At 71.1% G+C, this 19,593-nt stretch carries 14 protein-coding genes and 1 tRNA gene; 5 read left to right on the forward strand and 10 right to left on the reverse strand.

Annotated elements, in window-relative coordinates; all coding sequences use genetic code 11:
- Positions 1-73 precede the first annotated feature (73 nt).
- Positions 74-244, reverse strand: coding sequence for a thiazolylpeptide-type bacteriocin (locus tag KVT44_RS26955; RefSeq protein ID WP_217569241.1), 171 nt, complete (start codon positions 242-244; stop codon positions 74-76).
- Positions 245-442: 198 nt separating this feature from the next.
- Between KVT44_RS26955 and KVT44_RS26960 the strand changes: the two genes are divergently transcribed.
- The 5 genes from KVT44_RS26960 to KVT44_RS26980 all read left to right on the forward strand — a co-directional run bounded on the left by KVT44_RS26960 (position 443) and on the right by KVT44_RS26980 (position 3,962).
- Positions 443-1,819 carry an amidohydrolase gene (locus tag KVT44_RS26960; RefSeq protein ID WP_308314122.1) on the forward strand — a complete coding sequence of 459 codons (1,377 nt, stop codon included), beginning with the start codon at positions 443-445 and terminating at the stop codon, positions 1,817-1,819.
- Positions 1,820-1,877: 58 nt separating this feature from the next.
- Complete coding sequence (locus KVT44_RS26965) at positions 1,878-2,060, forward strand: lantibiotic protein (protein ID WP_217569243.1); 183 nt, start codon at positions 1,878-1,880, stop codon at positions 2,058-2,060.
- Between the two features lie 62 nt (positions 2,061-2,122).
- Entirely contained in the window at positions 2,123-2,305 is a 183-nt protein-coding gene (locus tag KVT44_RS26970) for a thiazolylpeptide-type bacteriocin (RefSeq protein ID WP_217569245.1), read from the forward strand.
- A 114-nt stretch (positions 2,306-2,419) separates the two neighbouring features.
- The gene (locus KVT44_RS26975) at positions 2,420-3,481 is read left to right on the forward strand and encodes an LLM class flavin-dependent oxidoreductase (protein ID WP_217569247.1); all 1,062 of its coding nucleotides are present in this window, start codon (positions 2,420-2,422) and stop codon (positions 3,479-3,481) included.
- 46 nt (positions 3,482-3,527) lie between these two features.
- The gene (locus tag KVT44_RS26980; RefSeq protein WP_217569249.1) at positions 3,528-3,962 is read left to right on the forward strand and encodes a DUF1707 domain-containing protein; all 435 of its coding nucleotides are present in this window, start codon (positions 3,528-3,530) and stop codon (positions 3,960-3,962) included.
- Between the two features lie 374 nt (positions 3,963-4,336).
- Here KVT44_RS26980 and KVT44_RS26985 read toward each other — a convergent pair.
- The 9 genes from KVT44_RS26985 to KVT44_RS27025 all read right to left on the reverse strand — a co-directional run bounded on the left by KVT44_RS26985 (position 4,337) and on the right by KVT44_RS27025 (position 19,474).
- Positions 4,337-4,410: transfer RNA gene (locus KVT44_RS26985), tRNA-Thr, on the reverse strand.
- 107 nt (positions 4,411-4,517) lie between these two features.
- Positions 4,518-6,077, reverse strand: a complete 1,560-nt coding sequence (locus KVT44_RS26990) for an alpha/beta hydrolase (RefSeq protein WP_217569251.1) — start codon at positions 6,075-6,077, stop codon at positions 4,518-4,520.
- A gap of 343 nt (positions 6,078-6,420) precedes the next feature.
- Complete coding sequence (locus KVT44_RS26995) at positions 6,421-7,626, reverse strand: DNA polymerase III subunit delta' (RefSeq protein WP_075032478.1); 1,206 nt, start codon at positions 7,624-7,626, stop codon at positions 6,421-6,423.
- A 77-nt stretch (positions 7,627-7,703) separates the two neighbouring features.
- Positions 7,704-11,009 (reverse strand): dTMP kinase, encoded by a 3,306-nt coding sequence (gene tmk, locus KVT44_RS27000; protein WP_217569253.1) that lies wholly within the window; start codon positions 11,007-11,009, stop codon positions 7,704-7,706.
- A 161-nt stretch (positions 11,010-11,170) separates the two neighbouring features.
- Positions 11,171-13,984, reverse strand: coding sequence for a type I DNA topoisomerase (gene topA / locus KVT44_RS27005; protein ID WP_099921391.1), 2,814 nt, complete (start codon positions 13,982-13,984; stop codon positions 11,171-11,173).
- A 236-nt stretch (positions 13,985-14,220) separates the two neighbouring features.
- Positions 14,221-14,418 carry a hypothetical protein gene (locus KVT44_RS27010; RefSeq protein WP_054237424.1) on the reverse strand — a complete coding sequence of 66 codons (198 nt, stop codon included), beginning with the start codon at positions 14,416-14,418 and terminating at the stop codon, positions 14,221-14,223.
- Between the two features lie 107 nt (positions 14,419-14,525).
- Positions 14,526-16,931: a serine/threonine-protein kinase gene (locus KVT44_RS27015; protein WP_217569255.1), complete on the reverse strand. Its 2,406-nt coding sequence runs from the start codon at positions 16,929-16,931 to the stop codon at positions 14,526-14,528.
- A 156-nt stretch (positions 16,932-17,087) separates the two neighbouring features.
- Complete coding sequence (locus KVT44_RS27020) at positions 17,088-18,608, reverse strand: class I SAM-dependent methyltransferase (RefSeq protein ID WP_217569257.1); 1,521 nt, start codon at positions 18,606-18,608, stop codon at positions 17,088-17,090.
- Between the two features lie 281 nt (positions 18,609-18,889).
- The gene (locus tag KVT44_RS27025; RefSeq protein ID WP_217569258.1) at positions 18,890-19,474 is read right to left on the reverse strand and encodes a small secreted protein; all 585 of its coding nucleotides are present in this window, start codon (positions 19,472-19,474) and stop codon (positions 18,890-18,892) included.
- Positions 19,475-19,593: the final 119 nt, after the last annotated feature.

The raw sequence follows: 19,593 nt of genomic DNA on the forward strand, positions 1-19,593 counted from the left end.
GCCCGGCGCGGTGCGCCCGGCCCCCGGTCGTACGGCTGCGGGCTGATCCGCCCGCCTCCTGACCGCCGCTCCGTCAGGAGCAGCTGGTGGTGCTGGTGGTGCTGGACGTGGTGCTGCAGCTGGTGGTGGAGGTGGAACCGAGCATGGCCTCGCCGGCGTCGGCGTAGTCCTTGATCTCGAAGTTCTCGGTCTCCAGAGCCAGGATCTCCTCGGCCAGGTCGGACAGCAGTGACGTGTTCGCCATATCCATCTCCCGTGAAATACCACGCCCCTTGAACGGGGCCGCGCAACGATGCGGGCCGAACGGCCCGCTCTGTCGATCCAGTTATGCCGGAGGCCGCTGGCTGCTCGTCTGTCATGCCGCTGGCAGACCGCCGACACCCGCGAGCGCCCGAACGGCGAAGAAGGCGCGAAGAAGAGGGCACGAAGGAAAGGAAATCCCGTGAACCCTGGAGAGAGTCCTGAGGGAAGCCCCGGGGAGAGTCCTCGGGACAGTTCGAGACGACGCGTCGCCGAGGAATGCGGCCGGGCGCTGGCGCCTGCCCTGGAGATGTACCTCGACCTGCACCGCTCCCCGGAACTGTCCGGATGCGAGGCGCGCACGGCCCAGCGGCTGGCCAGGGCACTGACCTCGGCGGGCTGCGACGTCACCACGGGCGTGGGCGGTCACGGCGTCGTCGGCGTCCTCACGAACGGCCCCGGCCCCACCGTGCTGCTGCGCGCCGACATGGACGCGCTGCCGGTCGAGGAGCGCACAGGCCTGGTCTACGAGAGCCGGGTCACGACACCAGGGCCGGACGGTGCACCGGTACCGGTGATGCACGCGTGCGGGCACGACCTCCACACCGCAGCGCTGGCCGCGTCGGCCGCGGCCCTGTCGGGACTCCGGCAGGACTGGAGCGGCACCCTGGCGCTGGTCGGACAGCCCGCCGAGGAGACACTGAGCGGGGCCCGCGCGATGCTCGCCGACGGTTTGTACGAGCGCTTTCCCGTGCCGGACGTCGTACTCGCGCAGCACGTCGCGCCCTTCCCCGCGGGGCATGTCGCTCACGGGACGGGCCCTATGACGGGGTACGCCACGCTGCTCGACGTCCTCGTGCACGGGCGCGGCGGCCACACCGGCATGGCGCACCTGGCCGTCAACCCGATCGAAACGGTCGCGGCCGCCCTGGTCCGCATCAGGGAATGGGTCCACGGCACCCACGGCGAAGTCGTCGTCGGCGCCGGGGCGTTACACGCGGGAGTGCGTGCCAACGTCGTACCCGAGACGGCCGTCCTCCGTCTCGCCCTGCGGGCGCACCGCGCGGACCGCCTGGAAGAGGCGACTGCGATGGTCCGCGAGATCCTCAGGCAGGAGTGCGGCGCGGCCGGCGGCGCGAGCGAGCCGGAGGTGACGGTGACCGCCGAGGCGGTCGGCAACATCAACAGCCCCCGGGCAGGACGCACCGTACGCCAGGCGCACGCGGCGTTCCTCGGCGCCGGGCAGGTCGTCGACTGGCCGCCCGCCCTGTCGGCGGAGGACTTTCCGCTGTACGGGCAGGCCGGGGCCGCCCTCCACGGCCACCCCGAGGTGGAAACCGCGTACTGGATGGTCGGCAGTGTGGGCCGTGACACATGGCGCCGGACACCGGGCACCACCGTGTTGGAGAAGCTGGCGTCTCTGCCGCCGAACCACTCGCCCGCCTACGCGCCCGACCCGGTGCCGACGCTGCGCACCGCGATCACGGCCATGGTCACCGGGGCGCTGTCGCACCTCGAGGTGTCAGGGAACTGCCAGCGAGACGCCCCCCGGGAAGCCAGCGGCGACCGCCATAACTGATAGCAGCGGGCGGCCGCTTCCCAGGTCTGCCCGTACAGCCGTCGACAGGAGAGCGCTTATGGCGACGAAGACCGAACTGACCGATCTGGCCCAGGAGATGTTGGCCCTGGAGGCAGAGACCTTCGAGATCAACGACTACACCGAGGGCCAGGGCAAGCTCCTCGGCATCAGCTCCACGAGCTGTGACAGCAGCAGCTGCTCGTCCAGCACGACCAGCACCACCAGCTGCAGCTGCGCCTGAGCCGGCCCACGGCCCGGCCTTTTCCCCACCCGACCCACCGATCCTCTGTGAGGAGAACGCACATGGCGATCAAGACCGAACTCGCTGACCTGGCCCAGGAGATGCTGGCCCTGGAGGCAGAGACCTTCGAGATCAACGACTACCCGGACACCCAGGGCGTCCTGCTGGGAGCCACGAGCACCAGCTGCGACAGCAGCAGCTGCTCGTCCAGCACCACCAGCACCACCAGCTGCAGCTGCGCCTGAGGCTGGTGACGCCCGGTCGCCGACGGACCGCGCACGCACGCGGTCGGCCGCGACCGGGCCCCTTCACACCTCACACCGCGACACCGCACGAAAAGCCAGGAAGGACCACCCTTGATGCGGCACGGAATCTCTCTCCTCCCCGACTGCCGGCCCGAGCGCCGCTCCGCCGTGGAGTACTACCGTGACGTTCTCGCGGTCAGCCGCTTCGCCGACACCGCCGGGCTCGACTACGTCAAGATGACCGAGCACTACCTCGGCGAGTACGGCGGCTACTGCCCGAGCCCGCTGACGTTCCTGTCCGCCGTCGCCGCCCAGACCAGCCGGATCCGGCTGATGACGGGTGCCGTACTGCCGGTGTTCCACCACCCCGTTCAACTGGCCGCGCACATAGCGCAGGTGGACGCCCTCAGCGGCGGCCGGGTCGAAGCGGGATTCGGCAGGGCCTGGCTGCCCTACGAGTTCGAGGCCTTCGGCGTGCCGATGGACGAGAGCCGCGCCCGGTACGAGGCGACCATCGACGCCGTGATCCGGCTGTGGACCGAGGAGAAAGTGGACGAGAGCACACCGTTCTTCTCCTTCCGGAACGCCACCTCGCAGCCGCCCGTGGTCCAGCGCCCGCACCCGCCCGTGTGGGGTGCGGCGGTCCGCTCACCGGAGAGCTTCCAGTGGCTCGCCGAGAAGGGCTTCGGCGTCATGCTCGCCCTGGCCCCCCTCAAGCAGCAGGTCGGTCTCAGCCGCCACCTCGTCGACCTCTACGCGGACACCTTCCGGCAGTGCCACGGCGACACCGGCCGTCCGCGCGTCGCACTGAGCACCCCGCTGTACGTCGCCGAGACGGACGCCGCGGCCCACCGCGTCGCCGAGCCTCTCTACCGCGAGTACCTGAGCGTGTGGTCGCAGGCCGCCTCCTCCTGGAAGGACGTCAGGTCCAGCCAGTACGCCGGCTACGAGTCCATGGGCCGCACGGACGCACGCGACCTGCGCGGCTTCGACGTACGCCGGCACGGCACAGCGGTCATCGGCTCGCCTGAGTCGGTGGTGGAGCAGATCACGGAGCTGCGCGAGACGTACGGCGTCGACACCTTCCTGTGGAACGTCGACTTCGGCGGCGCGGACCTCGCCACCATGGAGCCGAGCCTGCGGCTCTTCGTGGACAAGGTATTGCCGAATCTGTGAACTACGGAACGCATGTCCGCCGCCCCCCATCGATACGATGATCCCCGTGAACGAGTCCACGACGTCCCAGCTCCGTATCGGCCACGACGAACGCGAGCAGGCCATGGAGGCGCTCACGGAGCACAGCCGCGAGGGGCGCCTGAGCATCGACGAGTACGGCGACCGGATGACCGCTCTCAACGACGCGGTCACCCGCAACGACCTGCTAGCTCTCTTCCACGACCTGCCCGAACCGCATCCGCACATCGCGGACTCCGCCCAACTGGCAGTCCCCACCGCCGCCCCGGTCGCACTGAACGACGGCCGCCCGCCGACGCTGCGCGAACGCCTCACCCGCGTCAGCGTGCCCGTCGGCGCCGCCGCGGCGGTGGGCCTCACCGTGGCCACGGGCAACTGGGCTTTCATGTTCCTCACACCGCCGGTGACCTACGCGGTGGAGTCGATCCTGCGCGGCGCGAGGTGCCGTCGTCGGATTCGCTGAGCCGCACGGGTAGGGCAGACCGGATCGCACGCTCGGAGCAGGGACGGCCGTGAGGCTCGGCAGGTTTGTCACTCCCCCCCCGTGAGCAAAGGGCATGTCCAGTCCTGACGCACCGCTCGTCGTGAGAGTGAGCGGCTTCGGAGAGAGCCGGCAGGGCAGCTCGCCCCTGCCGCTCACCCACCCGGCCGACACACCACACACCGGGCAACGAAGAAGAAGGACCAACGGCGGACGGACCAGACCCGCGCGGGCCCCATATTGGGCCCCATCGGGCCGCCTTGAGGCCCGATCCGTAAGTGGTTTAGACCAGAAGGCGCTCCAGGAAAAGCAAAAGCCCCAGGTCACGGCGAGTGAGAATCCTGGGGCTTCCACAGAGCCGCCTTCGGGATTCGAACCCGAGACCTACGCATTACGAGTGCGTTGCTCTGGCCATCTGAGCTAAGGCGGCGCGCTGTCCGCACTATGGTGCGATCAGCAACGTCGGTAAGTCTACACAGTTCCCGGGGGTGCTCCGTACACGCCCCGGGAGGACCGGTTCCGGGGCGTGCGGGAGGGCTATGCGCAGCGCTTTCCCTTCGCGGGAGGGGTGCCCTGGAGGAGGTAGCGGTCGATCGTGGAGTCGATGCAGACGCTGCCGCGGCCGTACGCGGTGTGGCCGTCGCCGACGTAGGTGAGGAGGACGCCGGAGGAGAGCTGGGAGGCGAGGGCCTTGGCCCAGGCGTAGGGGGTGGCCGGGTCCCGGGTGGTACCGACCACGAGGATCGGGCCCGCACCGTTCGCCTCGATGCGGTGGGGCTCGCCGGTGGGCCGCACGGGCCAGTACGCGCAGTTCAGAGAGGCCCAGGCCAGACCGTCACCGAAGACGGGGGACGCCTTCTCGAACGCGGGAAGGTCCTTCTCCACCTGCTCGGGCGTGGAGAAGGCGGCCGGGAGGTCGAGGCAGTTCACGGCCGCGTTGGCGAACATGAGGTTCGCGTACTTGCCGTCGGCGTCGCGCTCGTAATAGCTGTCGGAGAGGGCGAGCAGGCCCGCGCCATCCTTGTCCTTCATCGCCGAGGTGAGCGCCTGGCGCAGCTGCGGCCACGCCGCCTGGTCGTACATCGCCGCGATCACACCTGTGGTCGCGAGCGCCTCGCCGAGCTTGCGGCCGCCCGCGTCGCCTGTCGGGATCGGCTTCGCGTCGAGCTGCTTGAAGAAGGCGCTGAGGTTCTTGCCGACCTGGTCCGGGCTCGTGCCCGGGCCACCCAGCGGGCAGTCGCTCTGGCGCACGCAGTCCTTCGCGAAGGACTGGAACGCCGTCTCGAAGCCCGCCGTCTGGTCCTGGTTGAGCTTGCGTGCGGACAGGGACGGATCCATCGCGCCGTCCAGGACCATGCGGCCCACCCGGTCCGGGAACAGGCCCGCGTACGTCGCCCCGAGGAGCGTCCCGTACGACGCCCCCACGTAGTTCAGCTTCTGGTCGCCCAGGGCCGCGCGCAGGATGTCCATGTCCCGGGCCGCCTCGACCGTGGAGACGTGCCGCAGCAGGTTCGGCGAGTGCCGGCCGCAGCCCTCGGCGAACTTCTTGTACGCGTCGACCAGTTCACCCGTCTCCTTCTTGTCGTCGGGGGTGACGTCCGTCTCCGTGTACGTGTCCATCTGGGGGCCGGTGAGGCACTCGACGGGCTCGCTGCGAGCCACCCCGCGCGGGTCGACCGCGACCATGTCGTAGCGGGCGCGGACCTCCGCCGGGTAGCCGATCCCCGCGTACGACTGCAGGTAGCCCACCGCCGAGCCGCCCGGCCCGCCCGGGTTGACCAACAGCGAGCCGATGCGCTTGCCGGGGCCGGTCGCCTTCTTGCGGGCCACGGCCAGCTTGACGTCGCCCGAGGCCGGTTTCGCGTAGTCGAGCGGCGCCTTCATCGTGGCGCACTCGAAGCCGGAGACGCCGCAGCTGCGCCAGGTCAGCTTCTGGTCGTAGTACGACGCCAGCGTGGAGGGTGTGGCTCGGGGCAGTGCGGCCAGCACCGCGTCCGCCGACGTCGTGGTCGTCCTGGTCGAACTCCCCGTGGAGCAGGCGGAGACGAGCAGCGTGGTGGCGGTGAGCAGCACGCCGCCCGCACGGACGGTACGCATCGCGCGGATCGCACCGCGGGGTCGGTTCGGCCGACGGGACCGGGGCGGCCGAGGGGTGCGCCTGAAGTACCTGGAGTACATCTCGCGAGCGTAACCCTGCGCGACGTCGTGATCACCAACAGTCGTGGATGTGCCTCGTACGAGTGATGTCGTCAACATGGCGACTCAACTCCTGCTCCCCACACCTCGCCTCAGCTCCTCACTCCGGCTCCTCGGCACGGCCCCGGCTGTCGGCCGGTCGTGGTCACTGTCGGCCGCTCGCCGGTCGCTGTCACTGTCAGCTGTTCGCCGGTCGCCGTTGGCTCAGGGTCCTCGGCTCCACCGTGCCTTCGAGCCTCTCGGCTCAGCCCGCCCGCAGCGCCATCGTCATCGCCTCCACCGCCAGCAGCGGGGCCACATTGCGGTCCAGCGCCTCGCGGCACGCGGCGATCGCGTCGATCCGGCGGAGGGTCGCCTCCGGCGAGCTGCCGCGGGCGAGGCGCTCGAGTACATCCTCGGCCTCCGTATTGGCGAGGGCCACCCGGGAGCCGAGCTGGAGGGCGAGAACGTCCCGGTAGAAGCCGGTGAGGTCGATGAGGGCCAGGTCCAGGCTGTCGCGCTGCGTACGCGTTCTCCGGCGCTTCTGCCGGTCCTCCAGCTCCTTCATGACGCCCGCGGTGCCACGCGGCATACGGCCGCCCTGCGACGCGCCGAGGGCCGCCTTCAGGTCTTCGGTCTCCTTGACGTCGACTTCCTCGGCGAGCTGCTTCGCGTCCTCCGAGGCCGTGTCGATCAGCTCCTGGGCCGCCTTGAGACAGCCACCGATGTCGTCGACCCGCAGCGGGAGCTTGAGGACGGCGGCCCGGCGCTCACGGGCACGCTGGTCCGTGGCGAGACGGCGGGCGCGCCCGATGTGGCCCTGTGTCGCGCGGGCGGCGGCCGCCGCGACAGCGGGCTCGATGCCGTCACGGCGGACGAGGATGTCGGCGACCGCGTCCACCGGCGGGGTGCGCAGGGTGAGCAGGCGGCAGCGGGAGCGGATGGTGGGCAGGACGTCCTCGATGGAGGGCGCGCAGAGCAGCCAGACCGTACGCGGGGCCGGTTCCTCGACGGCCTTCAGAAGGACGTTGCCCGCGCCCTCCGTGAGGCGGTCCGCGTCCTCCAGGACGATGACCTGCCAGCGGCCGGTCGCCGGGGACAGCTGGGCGCGGCGGACCAGGTCACGGGTCTCCTTCACACCGATGGAGAGGAGGTCGGTTCGGACGATCTGCACATCGGCGTGCGTCCCGATCAGGCTGGTGTGACAGCCGTCACAGAAGCCGCAGCCGGGGACTCCGCCCAGCGCGCGATCGGGGCTCACGCACTGGAGCGCCGCCGCGAAGGCCCGCGCCGCGGTGGAACGCCCGGAGCCGGGCGGGCCGGTGAACAGCCAGGCGTGCGTCATCTTGGACGCCTCGGGGAGCGGGGTGTCCGCGGCGACCGCCGAGACGAGGGCGTCGGCGTCACGAGCGGCGGCGGCGAGCTGCTCGCTCACCTTGTCCTGGCCCACCAGGTCGTCCCATACCGGCACGGGGCACCGCCCTTTCGTCGCACTTTGCCTTGCCGCGTCCATTGTGCGGGTCGCCACTGACAACGGGCCCCCGGACCTCAGCTACGGCGGCGACCGCCCCGTCCCTCGCGCCCGTCGTCCTGCTCGTCGTCGTCACGCGGGCCCAGCAGCTCGTCCGCCAGGGTCGGGAGGTCGTCGAGCGGGGTCTCCTCCGCCCAGTCGGAACGGGGGCGGCGACGCGGTGCGCCCTCGGTATTGACCTGGGGCAGCTCGCGCGTACGGTCATCGGCCCTCTCGGGCCGCTCGTCCCGGAAGAAGCCCGGAGGCACCCGGTTCGCGGGATCACCCGCACCGGCATCCGGAGCGGCACCCGCGCCCCGGTCGCGTACCGGAGGAAGCACCGCCGTCTCGTCGGCCGCGCCCGGCGCCACCGGCGGCAGCACGGCGGTCTCGTCCGCGGCCCCCGGAACCACCGGCGGGAGCACGGCGGTCTTCTCGGCCGCTTCCTCGGGCACGGGAGGCTTCGGCAGCTTGGCCGTCTCCTCCGAGTCGGAGCGGGAACCCTGGCGGCTCTCTCCGGAGCGCACGGGCCGCAGCACCGTCGTCTCGTCCACCGAGCCGCCCGAGGTGCTCGGGGGCGTCACGACCGGCGTGGGCACCGTCGTCTCGTTGTCGGCCACGGGACCCGTGGTCGCCGGCTCACCAGAACCCACAGGCGCCGAACCGGAAGTAGGAGCCGGCGTAGGCGATGAAGCGGAAGCCGCAGTCGAAGCAGAAGCGGAAGCAGACGTCGAAGCCGCCGTGGCTGCGGCCGCTGCCGCTGCCGCCGTCTCCGTCGCGGCCCGTCGCGCCTCCTCCGCCCGCAGCAACGCCTCCTCGGCCTTGCGCTGCTTCTCCAGACGGCGCTCCTCGGCCTCGGCCCGCAGCCGTGCCTGCTCCTCGGCCAGCCTGCGCAGCCGGTCCTGCTCGGCGGCCTGGGCCTGCTCCTGGGCCAGCAGCCGCGCCCGCTCCTCCTCGGCCCGGCGGCGGGCCTCCTCTGCGCGCTGTCGGGCCTCCTCCGCCTGGCGCTCGGCCTCGCGCCGCTGCGCCTCCTCCAGCTCGCGCTGCTTGCGCTCCTCTTCCTCCGCCCGCAGCCGGGCGAGCTGTTCCTGGCGCTCGCGCTCCAGTCGCTCTTCCTCGGCCTTTCGGGCGGCCTCTTCCTCGGCCTTGCGCCGGGCTTCCTCCTCGGCCGCCTTGCGTGCCTCCTCCTGGGCCTTCACCTCGGCCTCGGAGAGGGGCAGCATCACGTCGAGCCGGTGCCGGACGACGGTGGTGACCGCCTCGGGCTCCTGGGCGGCATCGACGACCAGGTACCGGCCCGGGTCGGCGGCGGCCAGCGTCAGGAAACCGGACCGCACGCGCGTGTGGAACTCGACCGGCTCCGACTCCAGCCGGTCGGGCGCCTCCGTGAAGCGCTCACGAGCCGCCTCCGGGGAGACGTCGAGGAGCACCGTCAGATGCGGCACCAGTCCATTGGTCGCCCATCGGTTGATGCGGGCGATCTCGGTCGGGGACAGGTCCCGGCCGGCTCCCTGGTAGGCCACCGACGAGTCGATGTAGCGGTCGGAGATGACGACGGCACCCCGCTCCAGCGCGGGCCGCACCACCGTGTCCACGTGCTCGGCGCGGTCGGCGGCGTACAGCAGCGCCTCCGCGCGGTGCGACAGGCCCGCCGACGACACGTCCAGCAGGATCGACCGCAGCCGCTTGCCGACCGGCGTGGCGCCCGGCTCGCGGGTCACCACGACCTCGTGGCCCTTGGCGCGGATCCACTCCGCGAGCGCTTCCGCCTGCGTCGACTTCCCGGCCCCGTCGCCGCCCTCCAGGACGAGGAAGAACCCGTTCGCGGTGGGAATCTGCACCGGGTCGTCGCCGCCGCGCAGCGCGTCCAGCAGGTCGTGTCGCAGCGGCACTCCGGAGCGGTCGTCGACCTTGGCGAGCACCAGGGCGGCGACCGGCAGCAGCAGGGCGCCCACCAGCATCAGTGTGAAGGCGGCGCCTCCGTGCGCGAACACGAACTTGCCGTTCTCGAGCCGGTGCGGGCCGATCGCCGCGGCCACCACGGGCGCCAGCAGGGCGCCGAGCGCCACGGAGACCCGTACGACCGCGTGCAGGTGTTCCGTCGTACGCGCCCGCCGGTACTCCTCGGTCTCCTGGTCGAGCAGCGCGTGCCCGGTGTTCGCGGCGACGCCCGCGCCGATGCCCGCGAGGCCGGCGATCAGCAGCCCCGTGGTGACGTCCGGGACCAGACCGGCGGCCAGCAGCGCGATCCCGGTGAAGGCGATCGCCAGCGAGAGCAGCCTGCGCCGCGACAGCGCCGGCAGCACGGAGGGGGCCGTCCGGATGCCGATGACGACACCCCCGGTCAGCGTCAGCACCAGCAGGCCGTACGTGACCGGTCCGCCGCCCAGGTCCTTGGCCTGCAGCACGGAGACGGCGACAGCGGCCGCGATCGCCGCGGCGACGGCCGCGCAGGCGAGCACCAGGAGCGGGATCGCGCCAGTACGGCCGTTGTCGACGCCTGTGCCCGTCCTGGGGCGGCGCAGGCCCTCCAGGGGCGAGCGCGCACGCGGGGTGCGGGTGTCGGGCAGTTCGAGGGACGTGAGCACGGAGAGCGAGGCGGCGAACAGTCCGGCGGCGACGTACGAGGCGAGCGCCCCCTGGTGCTGGTCGAACCAGGCGATCCCGGCACCCAGCAGGTTGCTGACGAGTGACACCACCACGAGCGTGGCGGCCGCGATCGGCACCGCCACGAAGGCCGTACGCAGTGACAGGCGCCGCAGCGCGTCCAGGTGGTCCGGCAGCGGGCGTACGGTGGCGCCCTCCAGCGGCGGCGCGGGCAGCAGTGCGGGCGCCGCGCTCTCCCGGCACACCGTCCAGAAGCGCTCGGCGACGCCGGTCACGAAGGCGAGGACGAGGAGGGCGGCGAGTGCGTTGTCCGGGGTCCAGTCGATCCACAGGGGCGCGATGAGCATGAGCACGGCGCGCAGTCCATCGGCTCCGACCATGGTCCAGCGCCGGTCGAGCGGCCCCTCCTGGGACGTCAGCGAGGTGAGCGGCCCGAGGAGTACGGCTCCGAAGAGCAGCGTGGCCAGAATGCGTGCCCCGAAGACGGCCGCCACGGCGAGGGCGACCCCGCGGTAGCCACCGCCGAAGGAGCCCTCCGCGATCGCTGCCTGGAGAACGAGGATGACCAGCACGAGCAGGGCCAGGGCGTCACCGACACCGCCCACCAGGTGGGCGCTCCACAACCGTTTCAGCTGAGGTCGGCGCAGCAGCGCGCGGACGGCGCGCTCGCGGGAATCCGCGACCAGGGCGTCGTCGGGGGCCGAAGTGTGGGCCGTTGGCTGCTCGGCTCGCGTCATCCTGCAAGCCTATCCGGCCCCACTGACTGCCCGTAGGGGTGCCCGAACATGTGGACGCCCCCACACCGAAAGGTGTAGAGGCGTCCACATCTGAATCTGTCTGACAGAGGCCGCGACCTGACAGAGACCGCGAGACCTGACGGGGGTCGCGAGCCCGGACCTCAGTTCTCCGAAGCCGCCGTCTTCTTGGCAACGGCCTTCTTGGCCGGAGCCTTCTTGGCAGCCGTCTTCGAAGTCGTCGTCTTCTTTGCGGCCGTCTTCTTGGCAGGGGCCTTCTTGGCCGGAGCCTTCTTGGCGGTCGCCTTCTTCGCGGTCTTCTTGGCGGGAGCCTTGGCGCGCTTCTCCGCCAGCAGCTCGTAGCCGCGCTCCGGAGTGATCTCTTCGACGCTGTCGGCGGAGCGCAGGGTCGCGTTGGTCTCGCCGTCGGTCACGTACGGCCCGAAACGGCCGTCCTTGACCACGACGGGCTTCCCGCTGACCGGGTCCTCGCCCAGTTCCTTGAGCGGCGGCTTGGCGGCCGCTCGCCCGCGCTGCTTGGGCTGGGAGTAGATCTCCAGCGCCTCTTCGAGGGTGATGGTGAAGAGCTGGTCCTCGGACTGCAGGGAGCGCGAGTCCGTGCCCTTTTTCAGGTACGGCCCGTAGCGCCCGTTCTGCGCGGTGATCTCCACGCCCTCGGCGTCCTTGCCGACGACGCGTGGCAGGGACATCAGTTTGAGGGCGTCGCCGAGCGTCACCGTGTCGAGCGACATCGACTTGAAGAGGGAGGCGGTACGCGGCTTGACGGCGTTCTTGCCCGTCTTCGGGGTGCCCTCGGGGAGCACCTCGGTGACGTACGGGCCGTAGCGGCCGTCCCTGGCGATGATCTGGTGGCCCGACTCCGGGTCCGTACCGAGCTCGAAGTCGCCGCTCGGCTTGGCGAGCAGCTCCTCGGCGAGCTCGATGCTCAGCTCGTCCGGGGCCAGGTCCTCGGGCACGTCCGCACGCTGGTGGTGCTCGGAGTCCTTCTCGCCGCGCTCGATGTACGGACCGTAGCGGCCCACACGCAGCATGATGCCGTCGCCGACCGGGAAGGACGACACCTCGCGGGCGTCGATGGCGCCCAGGTCGGTGACGAGCTCCTTGAGGCCGCCCAGGTGGTCCCCGTCGCCGTTGCCGGCCTCGGCGGCGCCCGCGGCGTCGCCCTCGCCGAAGTAGAACCGCTTGAGCCACGGCACGGCCTGCGCCTCGCCCCGCGCGATGCGGTCGAGGTCGTCCTCCATCTTGGCCGTGAAGTCGTAGTCGACGAGCCGCCCGAAGTGCTTCTCGAGGAGGTTGACGACGGCGAAGGACAGGAAGGACGGCACGAGTGCCGTGCCCTTCTTGAACACGTATCCGCGGTCGAGGATCGTGCCGATGATCGACGCGTACGTCGACGGGCGGCCGATCTCGCGCTCTTCGAGCTCCTTGACCAGCGACGCCTCGGTGTAGCGGGCCGGGGGCTTGGTGGCGTGCCCGTCGACCGTGATCTCCTCGGCGGACAGCGGGTCGCCCTCGTTGACCTGCGGAAGACGGCGCTCACGGTCGTCGAGCTCGGCGTTCGGGTCGTCCGCGCCCTCGACGTACGCCTTCAGGAAGCCGTGGAAGGTGATCGTCTTGCCGGACGCGCTGAACTCGGCGTCGCGGCCGTCGGAGGCCGTGCCCGCGATCTTCACGGTGACGGAGTTACCGACCGCGTCCTTCATCTGGGAGGCGACGGTCCGCTTCCAGATCAGCTCGTACAGCTTGAACTGGTCGCCGGTCAGGCCCGTCTCCGCCGGGGTGCGGAAACGATCACCCGAGGGACGGATCGCCTCGTGCGCCTCCTGCGCGTTCTTGACCTTCCCGGCGTACGTCCGCGGCTGGGCCGGCAGGTAGTCGGCGCCGTAGAGCTGCGTGACCTGGGCGCGGGCGGCGGAGATCGCCGTTTCCGAGAGGGTCGTGGAGTCCGTACGCATGTACGTGATGAAGCCGTTCTCGTACAGCTTCTGGGCCACCTGCATGGTGGCCTTCGCGCCGAAGCCGAGCTTGCGCGAGGCCTCCTGCTGGAGGGTCGTCGTGCGGAACGGCGCGTACGGCGAGCGGCGGTACGGCTTGGACTCGACCGAGCGGACCGCGAAGTTCGTGTCCTGGAGGGCGGCGGCGAGCGCACGGGCGTTCGTCTCGTCCAGGTGGAGCGTGTTCGCGCCCTTGATCTGGCCCAGCGAGTCGAAGTCGCGACCCTGGGCGATGCGCTTTCCGTCGACCGCGGTCAGACGGGCGACCAGGTTGGACGGGTCGCTCGCGTCACCGGCGCGGCCGGTGCCGAAGGTGCCGGTCAGGTCCCAGTACTCGGCGGAGCGGAAGGCGATGCGCTCGCGCTCCCGCTCGACGACGAGCCGGGTGGCCACGGACTGCACGCGGCCCGCCGACAGTCGCGGCATGACCTTCTTCCACAGAACCGGCGAGACCTCGTAGCCGTAGAGGCGGTCGAGGATGCGGCGGGTCTCCTGGGCGTCGACGAGCTTCTGGTTGAGCTCGCGCGGGTTGGCGACGGCGGCCTGGATCGCGGCCTTGGTGATCTCGTGGAAGACCATCCGCTTGACCGGGACCTTGGGCTTGAGCACTTCCTGGAGGTGCCACGCGATGGCCTCGCCCTCGCGGTCCTCATCGGTGGCGAGGTAGAGCTCGTCGGAGTCGCGCAGCAGGTCCTTGAGCTTCTTGACCTGGGCCTTCTTGTCGGCGTTGACCACATAGATGGGCTGGAAGTCGTTATCGACGTCCACGCCGAGGCGGCGCACCTCGCCGGTGTACTCCTCCGGCACCTCCGCGGCGCCGTTGGGGAGGTCGCGGATGTGCCCGACGCTCGCTTCGACGACATAGCCGGGGCCGAGATAGCCCTTGATCGTCTTCGCCTTGGCAGGCGACTCGACGATGACGAGTCGGCGGCCGCCGTGTGCGGTGTCGCTGGTCGGGGACAACTTCGCTCTTCTCTCCGGTCGACGCAGGGGGTCTCCCCGGGCCTTGGTCCCGGGGGTCGGGTCATGCTGACGCTGCGGAGTGTGACGGTACATCCCGCCCCCGTGTCAAACGGGAAAAGCCCGCAACGGCCACTCGAACGGTAACCCGACTACCGCCATTCCTGCCGCCCGGAGTGTCCAGCAGCCCTTTCGGGCCTATCCGGAGCGTGACCTCTCAGTTACTGGGGAGCCACCTCTCACGCGCGCGTAAAACACCACATCCCGAGCGCCAGGGCACCAGCTCCGGCGACGCCGGCGAGCGTCGCCGATGCGACGCGGTTCACACCGACGGCGACGGGCTCGCCCTGTCGCACCCGCACCGCGGTCCAGACCAGCAGTCCGCCTCCGAACAGGGCGAACACCGTCCCCACGAAGATCGCCGGTCCGCTTTCCATTGATATGTCCTTCCGCCCCGGAGCCCCAGGGTGGGGAGGTTGCCACTCCCCGGAAGCCGACGTGCGAACCTGCGGTGAACGCCGGGAAGACGGCGCACATGGACCGCTCAGACCGTGGCGGGATCGGGTATCCGCTCGCTCGTCCGCGTTCCGTCGACCCGTCTCACGGTGCACAGGACTTTGTTGAATCCTTGATTCCACTCCTCCTCACTGGCCAGCCAACCGGAGACGGTGTGCTCCGTGTCGGACGCCCAACTCGACGCGAACTTGTTGGTACAGAGCTTGCCTCCCTGGGCGAGGGCCTTCTTGTAGTCCATGCCCGCCGCGGCCTGCGCGGTACCGATCACCTGGTCGGTGTGCGGCTCACCACAGTCCGCCAGGTGAGCATCGAAGCTCTTGCCCTTCTCCGCATAGCTCCAGCAGTCCCCGGTGCCCATCTGAGTGGGCCACAGATTCACCCCCGCGTCCCGGAACCGCCCCACTTCGCCGCCTATCGCGACATGGCGTCCGAGCACGAGACATGCCGTACCGCCCTTGGCCGCGCCGAACCCGTCCTTCGTCGGCGCGACGGCGTAGACACCCGCGTCGGGCAGGGCGTCGGCCGTCGCCGCGCTCTGGCTGGTGCAACGCTGCGCGCCATGGGCGAGGGCGTCGGCGTAGTCGTCGGCCGTGTCGACGGCCACGACCTGGCCGTCCGGCCAGTCCTTGGCGCAGTTCACGACGCCCAGGTTGAGCGCCGACTTGAAGGCGGGTCCCGACCAGACCGTCTTCACGCAGTCGCCGGCCTGCAACGGCTTGGTGAGGCCCACCTGTTCGCCGTACGGATACACCGGTCCCGTCGGTCCCGGCGACGGGCTCCCTGTGGGGCGCTTCTTCGCGGTCGCGTCCTTCGTGCCGTCGTCGCCGGTGAGTGAGACGGCGGCCCAGGTGCCGCCGACGACCACCAGGAGGACGCCCACGACGAGGGCGACGACGGGGACCAGGGGCCTCCTGCGGCGCACCGGCGGCAGGGGCGGACCGGCCGTGGGCCTGGTGGGCGCACCGGTCCCGGCGTACGGATTCCACTCGTACGCGCCACTGGGAGTGGACGGGCGCCAAGGGCCGTACGCAGGCGGGGTCCCGGAGGGCGGTCCGAGCGGGCCACCGGGGGCGGCCGGGCCGCCTGGTGGAGTGTGCGGGGTGTTCGGGTTGTACGGGGTGTTCGGGGTCGGGGGTGCGCCTGAGGTCTGCGGGATGCCGGGGGTCTGCGGGGCGCCCGAAGTCTGCGGAACGCCTGGGATTTGCGGAACGCCTGGAGTCTGCGGAGTGCCGGGGATCTGCGGGACGCCGGGGGTCTGCGGAACACCTGGAGTCTGCGAAGTGCCAGGGGCCTGCGGAACGCCGGGGGTTTGCGGAACACCTGGAGTCTGCGGAACGCCGGGGGTTTGCGGAACACCTGGAGTCTGCGGAACGCCGGGGGTCTGCGGGGTTCCCGGAGGCGAGCCCGTGGCATGCCCGGGCGGTGCCCCGGCGAGGAACCCGGGGGGCGCCCCTGCGGCGTACCCGGGTGACGGTCCGGCGGCGTACCCGGGCGACGGTCCCGCGACGTACCCAGGCGGTAGCCCCGCGGGATACCCCGGCGGTGGCCCGAACACCCCGCCCGCCGCCGCCTGCACCACCCGCTCAAGCCCCCGTGCGACCGCCTCCGGCGACGACCGCCGCAACGGGTCCTTGACGAGCAGTCCGTGCAGCACGGAGGTCAGTTCACCCGCTCGGACGGGCGGGGTGGGTTCCTCGCCGAGCAGGGCCGTCAGAGTCGCGTACTGACCCGGCCGGTCGAAGGGGCCACGGCCCTCGACGGCGGCGTACAACGTGGCGCCGAGGGAGAAGAGGTCCGCGGCCGGGGTGGGCGGCTCGCCGCGGGCGCGCTCGGGGGCGAGATAGCCGGGCGTGCCGAGGATGCCGGCGGTGGCGGTGAGCCGGGGCTCGCGGGACTCGGGCTGGAGCGCGATCCCGTAGTCGGTGAGCAGTACGCGCGCGTAGGGATCGCCCGAAGAGTCGGGCGCCAGAAGGATGTTGGCCGGTTTCACATCCCTGTGGAGGATCCCGATCCGGTGTCCGGCGCAGAGCGCGTCGAGGACGGCCAGCCCGATCCGGGCGGCCCGAGCGGGCGACAGCGGCCCCGACTGCCGTACAACCGCCTGCAGATCGACCGCGTCCGGCACGTACTCCATGACGATCCACGGCAGTCCCTCGTGCACCACCACGTCGTGCACGGTGACCACATGGGGATGCCCGCGCAACCGCGCCGCGTGCCGGGCCTCGCTGCGCGCACGGGCGACGCGCTGTCCATGTTCCGCCGCGTCCATCGGCACGTCCGGCAGCGCGATCTCCTTCATGGAGACCTCGCAGGCCAACTCCGCGTCGTACGCGAGCCACACCCTCCCCATGCCGCCCGCGCCGAGCGTCCGCAGCAGCCGGTACCGGCCGCCGATGATCCTGCCCTCGCCCTGATCCGGCGTCTCCCCCGCCATGGCGCCTCCCCCGAGACAGCGCGCCTCCCCCGAGGACGCATGGAGCTTGTCTCTTGAAGGTAGCTTCGCACGCACCACTGACAGGAGCCCTTTTACCGACCAATCCCGATCAATATTGCGCAATCCCGTCAGAACAGGCACATGCGACTCAGCCCTTCACTCCGCGGGCTCGAGGAACCCCTGTTCCACCAGCAGCCGGATCTGCGCGGGCGTCCGGTCACGCAGCAACACCGGGTCCTCGCCGACCAGTTGGGCGATGGCGTCCAGGATCCGCCCGGCGCTCAGCGTGCCGTCGCACACGCCCGCGAAGCCCGCGCCGACCGTGTCCACCTTGGTGGCCCGGCGCATCCCGCGGTGCTGGCGCAGCACCACGTGCTCCGGGTCCTCGGCGCCGGGCAGCCCGACCTGCTCCTGGACGACTTCGGCCACGAGCCTGAAGTGCCCGTCGAGCAGGGCAGCGTCGTCACTCGCCCGCAGGTAGTCGACGCGGTCGAAGTGCGCGCGCACGGTCTCGCCGAGCGGCTGCTCGATGGAGTGCGGCCACTCCTCGACCGTGATCGAGGGCTCGGCGGCCGCCGTTCTGCGCAGCGTGATCCAACCGAAGCCGACGGCCTTGACCTTGCGGGCCTCGAACTCGTCCAGCCAGGCGTCGTACCGCGCCTGGTACTCGGCGGGGTCGTCGCGGTGGTCGCCCGCGTCGCGCAGCCACAACTCCGCGTACTGCGTGACGTCCTGCACCTCGCGCTGCACGATCCAGGCGTCACAGCCGCGCGGCACCCAGGAGCGCAGCCGGTCCTGCCACTCCTCGCCCTCCACGTGCTGCCAGTTGGCCAGGAACTGCGCATACCCCCCGTCGCTGAGCCGGTCCCCCGCCTGCTGAACGAGCGTGCGGCACAGATCGTCCCCGCCCATCCCGCCGTCGCGGTAGGTGAGCCGGGCGCCGGGCGAGATCACGAAGGGCGGGTTCGAGACGATCAGGTCGTACGTCTCGTCGTCCGCGATCGGTTCGAAGAGGGAGCCCTCGCGCAGATCGGCCGCCGGGGCGCCGGAGAGCGCGAGGGTGAGCGCGGTGATGTGCAGGGCGCGCGGGTTGAGGTCGGTCGCGATCACGCGCGTGGCGTGCTGCGCGGCGTGCAGTGCCTGGATCCCGGAGCCGGTGCCGAGGTCGAGCGCGGAGGAGACGGGCGTACGGACGGTGATGCCGGCCAGGGTCGTGGACGCGCCGCCCACACCCAGGACGACGCCCTCCTCCCGACTGCCGATGCCGCCCGCGCCGCCGACGGCGCACCCCAGGTCGGACACGATGAACCAGTCCTCGCCGCCGGGCCCGCCGTACGGCCGGATGTCCACGGTCGCGGCGACCTCGTCCGCGCCCGCCCGGGTCAGCCAGCCGCTCTCCAGGCAGTCCTGCACCGGCAGCACGTCCGCCACGCGCGCGTGCGGCACGGGCTGCTGGAGCAGGAACAGCCGTACGAGCGTCTCCAGCGGTGTGTCCCCGCGGGTCGCCCGGAGCGCGGGCACGGTCTCGCTGCGCGCCAGCGCCGCGTACGCGGGGGCGCCGAGCAGGTCGAGCAGGCCGTCGGCGGTGAAGGAGGCGCCGAGCAGGGCGTCCCGCAGCCGAGCGGCGACGTCGACGCGATCGGACGAGGGCAACGGTGACAGGCTGGTGTGACTCACGTCCCCCATTGTGTCCGTTCCCGCCGAAAGGGACGTACACCTGTGGACAGAGCCCGTGCGAATGTGGACAAGCCCGCACGAGGAGTCCTGGGGGCTTTGTAGGGGTAGCCGTGGGGGCGCTTGTGCAGGGAGCCGTGGGCCGTGCGTCGCCGAGAGCCGTGGGCTTGTGTCGGGAGCCGTAGGGCACGCGCCACGGGCCCGGTACGCGCGCGTACCGGGCTCTTTCCGGGTGCCGGACCGAATCCCGCTCCGCGGTCGCTCTCCGGGCGCTCCTCGGCGGGTCAGCCCTGGGTGGTCGCCGGCGAGGCGGACGCGGCGGCGGACTTGCAGCTCACCTGCTTGGCCATCGCCTTGCCGACGTCGCCCGCTTCGAGCTCCTTCAGGGCGTCGGTCCCGGTCTTGCTGAGCTTCTCCAGCTGCTTGGCGACGCCGTCGAGACCGTCCGCGAACTTCGCCTGGTCCTTCGTGTTCAGCGCGTCGGACTGCTTCCCCAGATCGGCGTAGGAGGCGGAGAGGGCGTTGAGCTCCTTGACCGCGTTCTCCTGCTTGGTCTTGCCGCTGTCCACGTCCGGCGGGCCGGCCTTCTCGATGGCGGCCGCCATCGCCTTGTAGGCGTCGGAGATGTCCTGGAAGCCCTTGGAGTCGGCCTTCTGCACGTCCGCCGGTGCGCTCTGGTCCGTGGTCTCCTTCTGGATCGCGGTGTTGGCGGCCGCGATCTTCTGGACCTGCGGCTGCACCGCGTCACAGACCTGCTTGGCCCAGGGGTCCAGCTTGTCGTCCTTGCTACTACTACCGCTGCTGCATGCCGACAGCGCCAGCACCAGTACCGCACCGCCGGACAGTGCGGCCGTGAGCTTCTTGTTCACCGGATTGGTCCCTTCCGTGGCTCTCGGCCCCGGAACTTACACGCCGCATGGGCGCCACCCCTATGGCGAATTTCCGATTTAGTCACTATTGCAGCCATTTGCGCCATACGAGAGAAGGC

Origin of the sequence: Streptomyces sp. GbtcB7 (assembly GCF_019091445.1) — a bacterium.
In the GTDB taxonomy this organism is placed as follows: domain Bacteria; phylum Actinomycetota; class Actinomycetes; order Streptomycetales; family Streptomycetaceae; genus Streptomyces; species Streptomyces mirabilis.

Coding starts and splice junctions, on each gene's coding strand:
- KVT44_RS26955 (WP_217569241.1), bottom strand. CDS start 244: ATGGCGAACACGTCACTGCTGTCCGACCTGGCCGAGGAGATCCTGGCT.
- KVT44_RS26965 (WP_217569243.1), top strand. CDS start 1,878: ATGGCGACGAAGACCGAACTGACCGATCTGGCCCAGGAGATGTTGGCC.
- KVT44_RS26970 (WP_217569245.1), top strand. CDS start 2,123: ATGGCGATCAAGACCGAACTCGCTGACCTGGCCCAGGAGATGCTGGCC.
- KVT44_RS26975 (WP_217569247.1), top strand. CDS start 2,420: ATGCGGCACGGAATCTCTCTCCTCCCCGACTGCCGGCCCGAGCGCCGC.
- KVT44_RS26990 (WP_217569251.1), bottom strand. CDS start 6,077: ATGCGTACCGTCCGTGCGGGCGGCGTGCTGCTCACCGCCACCACGCTG.
- tmk (WP_217569253.1), bottom strand. CDS start 11,009: ATGACGCGAGCCGAGCAGCCAACGGCCCACACTTCGGCCCCCGACGAC.
- KVT44_RS27010 (WP_054237424.1), bottom strand. CDS start 14,418: ATGGAAAGCGGACCGGCGATCTTCGTGGGGACGGTGTTCGCCCTGTTC.
- KVT44_RS27015 (WP_217569255.1), bottom strand. CDS start 16,931: ATGGCGGGGGAGACGCCGGATCAGGGCGAGGGCAGGATCATCGGCGGC.